The following is a 13,108-nucleotide window of genomic DNA, read 5'->3' on the forward strand; positions in this document are numbered from 1 at the left end:
GAAAGCACTGTTAAATGATCATGTTTCGGTTTGATCTCTTGTCCGCTTTGGTATGGGTTAAAATAAATGGAACAATTTAATTCTTTCGCTCTTGCCTCCAATACCGCCTGATCCCCTAATATCACAATGGGGAAATCATACTTTGCGAGAGCCAAACACAAATCAGGACCAATTCCTGCTGGCTCTCCGCTACTAATGAGGAGTGGCTTCACGCCAGTTCCTTGTCAACAATATTAACATAAGCATCCGAACGTATATGTTGCTGCCAATTTTGTACTGCTTCAGCAAACTTCCGTTGTTGTAAAAACTGTCGCACTTGCTGCTTTTTAAAAGCTTCTGAATCATCTTCTTTCTTACGGCCAAGCACTTGAATAAGATGCCAGCCAAATTGTGATTTTACAGGAGGACTAATTTCATTTACAGCCAGCTTATCCATAGCTTTCTCGAACTCAGGAACTAATATTCCTGGCGACACCCAACCCAAATCACCACCTTTAACCGCGCTGGCTGAATCCAAGGAGTATTGTTTTGCCATGAGTGCAAAATCCTTCCCTGCTTTTAGCTGCTGGTAAATATTATTCACTTGTTTCTTTGAGTCTTCTGGAAGCATGCTTGGATCAGGCTTTAACAGAATATGGCGAACATGTGTTTTAGTAATGACATGATGTTGATTGTCTCCGCCAATGGATACCAGTTTAATTAACTGAAATCCATTACCTGCACGTAGGGGGCCAGCTACTTGTCCCGCTTTCATATTCACTACTTCCTTTGCAAATAATTCAGGTAACTCTGCTAAATGACGGTCACCTAAATCCCCCCCTTCCAATGCAAATTCACCACTGGAATTTTCTATAGCCAAACGGCTAAAGTCCTCACCTTTTTTTATCTTTTTCAACAAAGATTCGGCGGTGCTTCTAGCTTTTTTTACTTCTTCAGGTGTAGGTTCCTCGTTTAATGGAATAACTATATTTTGAAGATGATAGGTGAGCGCAGAACGATTGACAATTGTTCCTTCTGTTTTAAGGTATTGCTCAACTTGTTCATTCGTAACCGCAGCCTCTCTTCCTACTGCTTTTTGCTGTAAGTTAGAAAGAAGTATCTCTTTACGAATATTTTCTCTATATTCTTCCCAAGTCATTCCTTGTCTAATAATTTCTTCACGTAATTGGGTCAGAGTAGCATGGTTTGCTACTGCTATTTTTTCAATCGCCTGATTTAATTCGGTATCATCTACAGTAAGGCCATGTTGTTTTGCCATTTGCAATTGCACATTCACATCAATTAAGTGCTGAAGTACTTGCTTACGTAATACTGAATCCGCTGGAACTTGCATTTTTTGTGCAATAATTTGTTTTTTTGTTAACTCAACTTGTTTATTGAGTTCACTTGAAGTGATTACTCCATTATTAACGACAGCAACCACCTTATCCAATAATTGTTTTGCTTCTGAGACCCCAATGGCAGCAAACAATATGCATACAAGGGTTATTTTTTTATACATGCCTTAATCCTTATTACTTTTTTCGAGCAATTTAGGTTATTTTTATCCAAAACACAAGCGACTTCGCTTCACTTTATACCATTATTTGGTTTAACGACGAAATGGATCATCATATCCCGGAATATAAGTATTCAATACACTACCAGGATCACTATTTGCTACTGATCCTAAGCCTTTTAATAAAATTTGCAAATAGATATTGTTATTATATTGAGGCAAGAATTCAGCATTTAAACTCTTAAACGTTCTTCCTCCTAAAATTCGTGCTGCCCAACAACAACTATCATATTGTATCCCTAATAAAGACATCATGCTGTAATCTTTACTTATGTTATGGCTGTATGCACCAATAGTGCTCCATCGATCACTTATTGGCCAAGAAACAGAAATTAATCCTTGGTGCAACGAGTTATCTACTCCTGCATCATTCCTAACTTTTGTCACATCTCCATTAACTAAGTAACTGTAACCCAAATTAATAATTGCATTTTGTTTCGGTTGATAATGTAAATTCAATCCGCCATTGTTTGTCGCAGAGGTGGCAGGATCCCATACATAATCACCCAAAATTTTCAAGGCGGGGTTGAAATGATAAACTGCCCGCGACGCTATAGGTGAAACACCATAAAACGGGGACAATTGTCCAATTTCCAACGGATTTGCAATACAAGAACCAGTTAGGCTACGACACAGCTGTACGTTTCTATTCGTAAAATATTTGATTTGGCCAATAGAAAAGCTCGCACGCTCAGCACCCGTTTCTTCTGACAACCAACGGGAAGTCAATGCATAAGTTAATTGATTGGCATCACCGATTCGGTCAAACCCTGAAAAACGATTGGTTCTAAAAAGTTGATCAAAATTAAAAATCATATTAGCCGTATCATAGATAGGCAGCTGACTTTGATCATAATAAGGAACATACAAATAAAATAAGCTGGGCTCTAAGGTTTGCGTATACGAGCTCCCCTTCCAATTAAAATTACGATCAAAAAATAAACCACCATGAGCACCGAAACGTGGAATAAAACGATTATATTCAGTGTGTTTATCATGCCAATCGTTCCGAACCTGATAATAATTTTCTACAAACTCTACTGATGGAGTAATAAATCCCCAATTAGTTCGTTGGGGTGAAGAAAGTACCGGATTAAAATGAAATCGGGGACCTTGTGGCATTTCTACTCCTGGAATCAGCCCCGGGGTCATTCCTATTATTGGATCCTGCAACGTTGATGTTGGCCAAAAAAACTGATCATACTGCCCGGTTATATTTAAATTAACCTCTCCGGGCAATTCATAATAATAGCCGTGAGCATATAGTTGCGGCAACCGTTCATATTGATCAGCAATAGGTGTCTCATTAATTGGGTGTAAGGTTTGAAAACTTTGGGCCATACCTTTAAAAGTCCAATGCTCTGTTGAATAGGTTAAATCAGCTTGACGCAATAATTGCCTTTGAGTAATCAGAGCTAAATTAGAACTAAAATCCTGAAAATAGTAATCATCAGAAACTTGTTGAACATTCACATTTAAGCGTAAATTGGGAGTAAATTGTGTCGTATCAAGAAAACCGAAAAGCCACCGATTTGTTGATTTATCGTTAAAAGAAGGAAATTGCTCAGCATGGCTGTTCAAAAAATTTCGGTAAGCAGCGTCATCCGGCAAAAAGTTCCCAACAATTATTCCAGCACTGTTCGTAGTTAAATACCGGAACTCACCACCTAACATAACATTCCGCTTAGTATAAAGATGCGGGGTTAAAGTCAGATCATAATTAGGTGCAATATTCCAATAATAAGGGAGTCCTAAATCAAAACCACCTACATTGGAATATCCTGCCAAAGGCATTAAAAAGCCTGATTTACGTTCTTTAGTTGTAGGAAAACTTAAATAGGGCACATAAAGAACAGGATGTTCACGAATGCGTAATGTAACATTTCTGGCAACGCCCATCTTTTTCTTATTATCAATAACAATTGATTTAGCCTCAAGATCCCAGGCTTTATCTTGCGGGGCGCATGTAGTGTAAGTCGCCTGACGCAATAGGTAATCCGAATTAGGAAAGCGCTGCATTAAACCAGCCCTTCCCCATGCAGGCAATATGGCAGTACGTTTATTGGTATTAAAACGATAGATGACATCTTCAGTTTGACCCGATTTATCCTGAGGGTTTATCGTAGCCTTACGAGCAATCAATAATTTATCAGGTTCCAGATAACGTACATCACCCAGGAACTCGATTTTTGTAATTTGCTTGCTTTGGGGATCTCGATATACATATGCAGTTTGTGCATTGACTATTCTCTGGTTTTGCTGGATTTCCACATGTCCTTTCAAAGTGGACGGTTTATCTTGATAAAAGGAAACTCGATCCGCCATAATCCTTATTTCATCAGGTGAAGCCAGAGGTGTAACCGTAAGGGGTTGATAGGAGCCAAGGCAAATAGGAGAACTTTGATCTGCTTGCCACCCCAAACATTGGGCAAACTTTGCTCTTACTGCATCAGTTAAATCAACATCACGTGCTATAACACACGCTTGAACTGGTTCATCAATCAAAGAGGCGGAGTAGGCCAACGCATGATAAATTACCATGAGCAAAATAAATAAGGTCGTAAATATGCTCATCAAGAACCATTTGAATGAAATCTTGTTCACGGATAATAAAATGCCTTATTATGCACAAAAATATGTAACTAATCACTTTTGATCGCCATACTCGCATGAGATTATTGCGGTAAAAGTTCATCCGCAACTCGCTTCTTTATTCTCTCAATAAATGAGCGAAGTGATCTTAGTTATAAGTTACAACCAGAAATAATGATGGGGAAGTATACCATGCATGCAAGAGAAAACGCACTGAAAGAATGGTTAATTGATACTCTAAAACTGGACGATTTTCAGTTAGCTCCTTTGGCTGGAGATGCCAGTTTTAGAAAATATTTCCGTCTTCAATACAACGGACTCACTCGCGTGATTATGGATGCACCTCCTGGAAAAGAAGATCTCAGCCCTTTTATACATATTGCGCAAACTCTGGAGAACGCGGAGGTTCATACTCCCAAAATTCTTGCGATGGATTTAGAAAATGGATTCTTATTATTAAGTGATTTGGGGGATCAACTTCTTTTGAATGCGCTTCATCCTGAAACAGTGGATGATCATTATCATGATGCCATAAAAACTCTATTTAAAATTCAAACGTGCCCAATTAGTGATCCGTTCCTTGCCCCCTTTGATAAATCCCATATGCTTAAAGAAATGAATTTATGTCCTGAATGGTTTTTTAATGAGTATCTTGCCTTGGAACTCAATCAGGATGAACGCAATTTAGTCCAACAAACTATGGAATGGATTGCCGCAGAGGTAGCCCAGCAACCATTAACCTTTATTCACCGTGATTATCACTCTCGCAATCTGATGCTTGTACGAAACCAATCAGAATCAACTTTGGGGGTTATTGACTTTCAAGACGCAATGCGTGGTCCCCTCACTTATGATTTGGTTTCTTTGCTTAAAGATTGTTATATTTCCTGGCCACGAAGTAAGGTTTTAGAATGGGTTGAATTTTTCTACACACAAAGTTCTTTGACTAAAAATTATTCTTTGTCTGAATTTATTCGTGCATTTGATCTTTGTGGCTTACAAAGGCACTTAAAGGTTTTAGGAATCTTTTGTCGTTTGCATTTACGAGATAACAAACCCGGATACCTTAAAGATTTACCTTTAACCCTAAAATATGTACTTGAATGTACAGAAATTTATGATGAATTACGCCCATTTTTCCAATTTCTGCAAATGAGAGTTTATCTACCATGAAAACTGCTATGATATTAGCCGCCGGACGCGGTGATCGCTTAAAACCGCTTACTGAAGTCACACCAAAAGCTTTGTGCATGGTTAAAGAAAAGCCTTTGATAGAGCATCATGTAATGAATTTGGCAAAAACAGGTTTTGAACGAGTCGTGATCAATCATGCTTACCTTGGAGGAAAAATTCGTCAACATTTAGGAAATGGAACACGTTGGGGAATTGAAATTTGTTACTCACCCGAGCCTCCTGGAGGACTAGAGACAGGTGGTGGTATCGTAAACGCACTTCCACTACTAGGGACTAAACCTTTTATTACCATCAATGCAGATATCTATACAGATTTTGATTTTTCGCAAATACCCCTGGAATATATTAATTCGATCCATGTGATTTTGGTAAATAAAAATCCTGCGCTTAATCATCATGGCGACTTCGGGTTAATTAATCAAACTCAATTAAGCAACACGAATCCAGAATATACTCTTGCAGGAATCTGTTGCTACCATCCTCAGATATTTGCACCATGTATGCAAGGGCGCTATTCCGTCGCGCCTTTAATTCGACAATATGCAGCACAAAATAAAGTAACTGCCAGTGTTTATGATGGCCTCTGGTTTGATATAGGAACTCTAGAAAGACTCCACGCAGTGAATAAGATTTAAATTTAGCAGTGAATACGGTGCAGCCAAAGCCTTTAATGCTCAAGGCCAATTTTTTTGCTCTCGCTGCACCAGCCGGTCGTGCAAAAGTGCTGATTAAGAAGCCGGCCCAACATTTTGAGCTTGTTCGGGTTCTGGCATTTCTTTTTCCAGTTTAGCTTCCTCGTTAATTAGCGTATCTACAGCTTTCTGAGCAGCAGCTTTCTTGGTTTCTTCCAATCGATGTTCGCCTGGGTATTCACGTTGTCGAGATACGAGTTCGGATTCAACGCCGCTCCGCTTCAAATATTCCTTAAATTCTTTTGCGGAATCTGCCATTATCGCCTCTACTTCGTCTCCAGTCAGTTGTCTTTCTACGCCCTTCTCGTTCTTAAAGAAAAAACCATCTCTAGTGATTACTTGATGATTATTAGCTAACCATGCGTTAAACAAGCGGTCTAAAGAATCAACTGTTTCCTCTTCCAATGGAGGAGCCCCTTTCTCTGTTGAACCATATCCACGAACAAAATGACCCTCTTTGCTGATCCCATAATCGAATCGGATACTTGGAAAATTCTTTTCAGATATCGTAGCACCGGCTTTTTCTGCAATTTTAGTCTGCATTTGATCGAAAGAAGATTTAGGCGGTATGCCAGACCAAACTTGTGATTCTTGCGAAAATTTATATTCCACAAATTGAGTAAATTCTTCTACTGCTTTCAGTACTTGTTGCGCAAGTGCTTTTGACTCTGGACTTTTATTCAAGAGGGTTGAGTTTTCAACTATTTGATGAACTTGTTGCCTTAAATATCGTGCCAACTCCGGTGACCTCTCCGCAGATTGCATTGCTTTTAAAAGATCATCTCGAGGTGGCAACGCTTTCTTCTTATATTTTTCGGGGGATGCTACTTGAGGTTCATCGTATACTACAGGTGCAGGTGCAGACATAAATTAATCTCTCTCACGAATTCGGCTTAATGTATTGACTTTATTATAGCAAACTGGCGTTGCATACGGAAAAACAGCTTTTTAGCTCACCCGTTAAAAATGTGTAAAATACAAGAAAAAACGAACAATTTGTATTTTTTGGCTATCGCCCTGAAGACACTGCTAACTTTCAGGGCTAAAAAACGGCGTCACCATGGGAATGCTTCTAGGAAGAAGCATCTCCAGGCATAAATGGTGATTTAATCTCATCAATCACTGACTGAAACGATTGCTTTTTCATTGACTCAAAGGTGAACTCATCAACTAAAATAGCATCCCAACGTGCGGCTTCGGTTGCAAGTAAGGCATCCATTTCCTTTTGAGTTAATTCCTTTTTTTCAACCTTTTCTTTTAATTTTTCCCTTAATTTACCAAATTTAACCCGTCTTAAATCACCGGTCTTTTTAACAAGATCATCTGTTTGAATGATTTGCTGTAACGCATGCTCCACTCTATCTATTGGTTGTTTGGGGTCACCACTTAGGTAAACGATGTCCTTCAACCGATCACGATATTGATTATTCGTGGTCATCAAACGTGCTAATTTTTGCTCGAGTTTATCGGCGGGATAGCGCATAGTCTGCCCCAAAGGAAATGCCAATATACGAGCGAGTCCCCCCAAAAATCGGGAGGGGAAATTATAACACAATGCGATCATCGCTCTTTGTGCGTGATAGAAACAATAGGACACTGCCCAGCGAGCATGTACGAGATCATCAGGATTTTCATTATTCAATTGCACATTGCGCAAAACCGCCATTGCCATGTAAAGATAAGACATCCCATCAGCAAGACGCGCTGATAAGCGTTCTTTGCGTTTTAAATCTCCTCCCAGCACAATCAAAGATAAATCTGCAAGCCATGCATAAGCGTGGCTCAGACGTGCTAGTCGTTTATATTCACCTTTCATTTTTTGCTTGGGTGCACAAATAAATATCCCCCCAGTCCATCCGGAACAAATTGCTTTGGCAAAATTTTGCATAAAATAATGGATATGTTTCCAGATAACCTCTCTAAATGCTGTTTTATCCTGATTGGAAATAGCATAAAACTCATCGCGTATGTAGGGGTGACATGCCATAGATCCTTGCCCAAAAATTAACAAGTTTCGTGACATTATATTTGCCCCTTCCACAGTGATGGAAATAGGAACACCGTTATAAAAATTAGTTAAATAATTCCGCGGCCCCACTACAACAGCCCGGCCAGCATGCACATCCATAGATGAATTAACCACTAATCGTGCCAGTTCGGTGTTAAAGTATTTAGCAATTGCAGAAGCTACTGAAGGTTTTTTATGCTCATTTACAGCAGCAACCGTCAATAATCGATTTGAATTAATCAAATAATTTAATCCCGCGATCTCTGCAAGTTTTTCTTCAATTCCTTCAAATTGCCCAATTTCTACATTAAATTGACAGCGCGCACGTGCAAAAGCACCGGTTGCGAGATAGCAAGAAGAGGAAGAACCAGCACCCAGTGCAGGTAAAGAAATCGAACGCCCAATGGACAAGCATTCAACCAACATTTGCCATCCACTACCTATTCGTTTCTGACCGCCAATCACTGTTGTTATAGGCACAAAAATATCTTTCCCACGAATAGTTCCATTCATAAATGGTTGATCAGAGGGTAAATGGCGGTTGCCTATCTCCAGATTTTTGGTATCACGTGGAATCAGCACACAAGTAATCCCTTCTTCTCCTTCACCCTGCAACAAGTCATCGGGATCTTTCACATTGACTGCAAGACCAATTAACGTTGCTACTGGTGCTAACGTAATCCAACGTTTGTCTAAAGTAATGTTTAATCCGAGTACCATTTTACCATCAACTTTCCTCTTCATGACGACCGCAGTTGATTGAATGGAGGTTGCATCACTGCCTGCACCAGGTTCAGTTAAGGCAAAGCAGGGGATATCAATACCTTTTGCAAGGCGGGGTAAGTAATGATTTTTTTGTTCCTCTGTACCATAATAATTAATTAATTCGCCGGGACCCAATGAATTAGGTACCATAACAGTTACTGCAGCAACACCTGAACGACTGGATATTTTCATTACCACATCAGAGTGCGCACGCGCAGAAAATCCCTTACCGCCATATTCTTTTGGGATCACCAAACCAAAAAAACCGTTATCCTTCATATACTTCCAAACATGCTCGGGCAAATCACGTGTTTGGCTAATTTCCCACTCATCAATCATGCTGCATAAGGTGTGCGTTTCATTATTAAGAAATAATTGTTCTTCTCCAGTAAGCTCCGTATTGACGTTCGCTAATCTATCCCAATCTGGTTTTCCCGTAAAAATATCTTGTTCTAACCAGGTATCGCCGGCGTTAAGCGCTTCTTCCTCAGTTTTTGATAACTTAGGAATCGATTTTCCGGCTTTCTTATAAAGGTAATCCGCAATCACTGCTCGTAGGGGTTCAAGGTACACGACAAGTAAGGCCATAATAATCACAAGCCAAAGTAAGAAGCCAATAACCCAAGGCAAACCAATAGCAAATGTGGCTACAATTAAATAAAAGACACTACCCAGTTCCCAAACTAACGGGTTCATTGCTCTATAAAGAACAATTAGGGTAAATATCAAGTATGCTAAAAAGAACAGAATGGCCATAATATCAATACCTTCCTTGCTTTGTATAATAAAGCTGTAGTATATACTCTTTATTTTGCGAGTAGCAATTGAGCACGAACCAACGCTTAGTCTGGAATTTCGAATTTGCCCCAAAAGCAAGCTTACCCTTGGCTCATTTTGTGGATAAAAAAGACGAACAATTAAAATGGGAAATTCGTTATTTTTGGCCGGATGATGAAGCAATTATTTTAAACACTATTGATAATGCATTACTCGAGTTAGCTAATTATAAACAGAAAATTCGAGAAGATTATTATTATTTACTGCCTGGACAAAACTACAACATCAAGAAACGCCGAGATCAGTTACTTTATAAGCCATTACTTAAACAAATAAATCATGCTGTTGGTTATGGCCGTAAAATAACTCTTGAACGAACTCAAGACCAAGTTCTCCCCCCAGAGCTACAGAAAATGATCCAGCAAGTTGAAGATGAAGGCATCGAAATTTTTGTTAAAAAGGAAGCACTTATCTATAAATTTCCAACAGAACCAAAAGTGAAAATCGAGCTTGCCCGCCTTGAAGTACTTCAAAAAATTTATTTTAGCGTATGTATTGAAGGAAAATCACTCCAGCTCGTAGAGACGATTTCCAAGCACTTGCTGGATGAACCTGTTTCCTGCGAATATGTAGCTTTCCTGAAAAATTTAATGCAATTATGATAAATACCCTGTTCGCGATTATTCTAAGCTTTGGAAAAATTGGTCTTATTTCCCTAGGGGGAGGTAATTCCATGTTAAAACTATTGGAATATGAAGCTGTTGAGTATCGACAGTGGATTGGACAGGAAGAGTTCATTGCCATGGTTGGTTCAACTTTTATTTTTCCAGGATTAACCGGAGTCAAATTATCTGCCCTTATAGGATATAAAGCTGCTGGAATCACCGGTTTGATTCTTGCTGTGCTTAGCCTTAATTTACCAGGGTTATTAATGGCCTTAGCAGGCTATCATTGGCTGACCAGTCATAATGGACCCGGAATGCGGAAAATAATGGTTGGAGTTCAATATGGTGCATTGGCATTACTGGCTGCAGCCAGTTACTCAGTTGCTCAAGGTGTCGTTGGTATGTATTTTTCTATTCCAATTGCACTGTGTTGTTTTGTATTTTTTCTCGCTTTAACCTTTTGGAATTTATCACCCTTTTATGGTTTTATAGGTTTTATAGCAGTGTGTTTTTTTCTGGTTCGTTAAGGTCTAAAATAGTAACATGGCCTATTAAATCCAGGGGCTTTCCATTTCGCCAGCTTGAGTCAAAATGGCTTGATTTTCGAACACCGAGCGACGCAGCATACAGGGAGTATTAAGCAAGGAGAACAGAAAATCAAGCCATTTTGGCCAAGATAGTAAGAATGTAAGACCCTAATATTATAAAAAATAAACGGAGTTGCTCCCTTGGAAACAGTGTTGGATAATCCAGAATATTATATCAATCGAGAATTTTCTATTATTGCATTTAATCAGAGAGTTCTTATGTTGGCTAATGATGAGCGTGTGCCTTTACTGGAGAGAATGCGTTTTCTTAGCATCTGCAGCAGTAACCTTGATGAGTTTTTTGAAATACGCGTTGCCGGACTTAAAGAAAAAATTGCCCTCTCCTCAGGAAAATTAACGATTGATGGTTTACGTCCTGATGAAGCATTTAGTCAGATTAGCCAAAAAACACATAAACTCATAGATCAGCTTTACTCCATATTTAATAAACAGCTTCTCCCGGCATTGAGTAAGGAAAATATTCACTTTCTTGATACCGAAAAATGGACTGACGACATTCACTTGTGGGCAAAACATTATTTTAAACATGAGATTCAACCCGTAATTAGCCCAATCGCTCTTGATTTGGCGCATCCCTTACCGCAACTGATTAATAAAAGTTTAAACTTTATTATTTCTTTAAGTGGTAAAGATGCTTTTGATCGTAATATTAATTATGCGGTAGTACATGCTCCAAGATCGATTCCCAGGGTTATTCATTTGCCTTCAGAATTATGCGGCGATGCCCATTATTTTGTTCATCTCTCCTCCATTATTATTACCCATGTGAATAGTTTATTCCCAGGGATGGAGATTAGCGGCTGCTATTCTTTTCGTCTTACTCGAAATAGTGATCTGTTTTTGCGAGAAGAAGAAATTGATGATTTGGCCAAAGCCGTACAACGCGAGATTTTTTCCCGTCATTATGGCCATGTGGTTCGACTTGAAATTGAAAAAAACTGCCCAGAAAAAATTGTGGATTTCCTATTGCAAAAATACCATTTACGTCATGAAGATACTTATTATTGTGATGGACCAGTTAACATCCAACGTCATTTAACTGCGATTAACAGCATTGAGAGACCGGATTTGAATTACCCACCTGTTACAGCACAATATCCCAGCTTTCCAAAGTCAGAACGTAATTTATTTAATGTCATTGACGAACAAGACATTCTGCTGCATCACCCGTACCAAAGCTTTGAAGTGGTTATTGATTTTGTACGGCAGGCAGCGAGCGATCCTAATGTTCTGGCGATCAGTCAAACTTTATATCGTACACGCTCCCAATCAGTAATGGTTGATGCTTTGGTGGATGCGGCGCATTCAGGCAAAGAAGTTACTGCCGTTATTGAACTACGGGCTCGTTTTGATGAAGAATCCAATCTGAAATTGGCAAATCGTTTACATGCCGCAGGAATTCTTGTGCTTTATGGTGTTGTAGGGTATAAAACTCATGCCAAAATGACCCTGGTTGTCAGACGTGCTCATGGGAAACTCAAGCGTTATGTCCATTTAAGTACGGGAAACTACCATGAATACACCGCAAAACGTTACACTGATTTAGGGTTATTAACGTGTGAGCCTACAATTACTTCCGATATCCAAATCATTTTTCAACAGTTAACTGGCCTTGGCAAAGTAGTTAAACTCAAAGCGCTAAGCCACTCACCTTTTACGTTACAAAAAACACTGCTGCAATACATCGAACAATGCACTGCAGCCGCATTAAAAAAAGGAGACACGGAAATTCTCCTTAAAGTAAATGGGTTAGCGGATAAAACCATAATTCAAGCTTTATATAAGGCATCACAAGCAGGAGTTAAAATAAATTTACTTGTGCGTGGGGTATGTTGCCTTAAACCTGGAATTCCTGGTATTTCAGAAAACATACGCGTGCTTTCCTATATCGGGCGATTCCTAGAACATCATCGGGTATTTTACTTTCGCACTCACGAAGAAGAATATTATTTTTGTTCTAGTGCTGATCTCATGGAAAGAAATTTATACCATCGTATTGAAATTATGTTTCCAATTCTTGATGAAAACTGCAAAAAACGAATCAAACAAGAAATCATTAAAAACTACCTCAAAGACAACAGTAACACGTGGGAAATGCAAAGTGATGGCAGTTATAAGCCTGTAACCCAAGGAAATAATTGTGCCCAGGAAAAACTTATTAACCTCTACCAGGATGAGGGACAAGTGATTTAATCTGTGCACAATGACCTGTTGCCTCACCCAACATGAAGGCCGGACTGGGTTCCGCG

At 39.2% G+C, this 13,108-nt stretch carries 10 protein-coding genes (1 of these 10 cut by a window edge); 5 read left to right on the plus strand and 5 right to left on the minus strand.

The window, feature by feature from the left end; genetic code table 11:
* The 3 genes from pdxA to FOLKNPGA_RS15405 all read right to left on the minus strand — a co-directional run.
* Window positions 1-212: the 5' portion of a 4-hydroxythreonine-4-phosphate dehydrogenase PdxA gene (gene pdxA / locus FOLKNPGA_RS15395; RefSeq protein ID WP_182350706.1), read on the minus strand. It extends 763 nt beyond the left edge of the window; the window shows 212 of its 975 coding nt (coding positions 1-212); the start codon lies at window positions 210-212; its stop codon lies beyond the left edge, outside the window.
* On the minus strand, window positions 209-1,501 hold the full coding sequence (locus FOLKNPGA_RS15400) for a peptidylprolyl isomerase (RefSeq protein ID WP_182350707.1): 1,293 nt from the start codon (window positions 1,499-1,501) through the stop codon (window positions 209-211). The genes pdxA and FOLKNPGA_RS15400 overlap by 4 nt, the downstream gene beginning before the upstream one ends.
* Window positions 1,502-1,591: 90 nt before the next feature.
* Window positions 1,592-4,132 (minus strand): LPS-assembly protein LptD, encoded by a 2,541-nt coding sequence (locus tag FOLKNPGA_RS15405; RefSeq protein ID WP_182350708.1) that lies wholly within the window; start codon window positions 4,130-4,132, stop codon window positions 1,592-1,594.
* 210 nt (window positions 4,133-4,342) lie between these two features.
* Here FOLKNPGA_RS15405 and FOLKNPGA_RS15410 point away from each other — a divergent pair, with 210 nt between their 5' ends.
* Both FOLKNPGA_RS15410 and murU read left to right on the plus strand, forming a co-directional pair.
* The gene (locus FOLKNPGA_RS15410; protein ID WP_182350709.1) at window positions 4,343-5,323 is read left to right on the plus strand and encodes an aminoglycoside phosphotransferase family protein; all 981 of its coding nucleotides are present in this window, start codon (window positions 4,343-4,345) and stop codon (window positions 5,321-5,323) included.
* Window positions 5,320-5,979: an N-acetylmuramate alpha-1-phosphate uridylyltransferase MurU gene (murU, locus tag FOLKNPGA_RS15415; protein ID WP_182350710.1), complete on the plus strand. Its 660-nt coding sequence runs from the start codon at window positions 5,320-5,322 to the stop codon at window positions 5,977-5,979. Before FOLKNPGA_RS15410 ends, murU begins: the two co-directional genes overlap by 4 nt.
* Window positions 5,980-6,072: 93 nt before the next feature.
* Here murU and FOLKNPGA_RS15420 read toward each other — a convergent pair whose 3' ends face one another.
* Together FOLKNPGA_RS15420 and FOLKNPGA_RS15425 are read right to left on the minus strand one after the other, a co-directional pair.
* Window positions 6,073-6,903, minus strand: coding sequence for a hypothetical protein (locus tag FOLKNPGA_RS15420; protein ID WP_182350711.1), 831 nt, complete (start codon window positions 6,901-6,903; stop codon window positions 6,073-6,075).
* A 205-nt stretch (window positions 6,904-7,108) separates the two neighbouring features.
* A complete protein-coding gene (locus tag FOLKNPGA_RS15425; RefSeq protein WP_182350712.1) occupies window positions 7,109-9,565 on the minus strand; it encodes an acyl-CoA dehydrogenase in 2,457 nt (818 codons plus the stop codon).
* Window positions 9,566-9,633: 68 nt separating this feature from the next.
* On the opposite strand from FOLKNPGA_RS15425, the gene FOLKNPGA_RS15430 reads away from it, so the two are divergent.
* From FOLKNPGA_RS15430 to ppk1, 3 genes are all read left to right on the plus strand, one after another.
* Window positions 9,634-10,248, plus strand: coding sequence for a hypothetical protein (locus FOLKNPGA_RS15430; protein WP_182350713.1), 615 nt, complete (start codon window positions 9,634-9,636; stop codon window positions 10,246-10,248).
* Complete coding sequence (locus FOLKNPGA_RS15435; protein ID WP_182350714.1) at window positions 10,245-10,778, plus strand: chromate transporter; 534 nt, start codon at window positions 10,245-10,247, stop codon at window positions 10,776-10,778. Before FOLKNPGA_RS15430 ends, FOLKNPGA_RS15435 begins: the two co-directional genes overlap by 4 nt.
* 201 nt (window positions 10,779-10,979) lie before the next feature.
* A complete protein-coding gene (gene ppk1 / locus FOLKNPGA_RS15440; protein WP_182350715.1) occupies window positions 10,980-13,052 on the plus strand; it encodes a polyphosphate kinase 1 in 2,073 nt (690 codons plus the stop codon).
* Window positions 13,053-13,108 lie beyond the last annotated feature (56 nt).

Source organism: Legionella sp. PC1000, from assembly GCF_014109805.1.
In the GTDB taxonomy this organism is placed as follows: Bacteria; Pseudomonadota; Gammaproteobacteria; order Legionellales; family Legionellaceae; genus Legionella; species Legionella resiliens.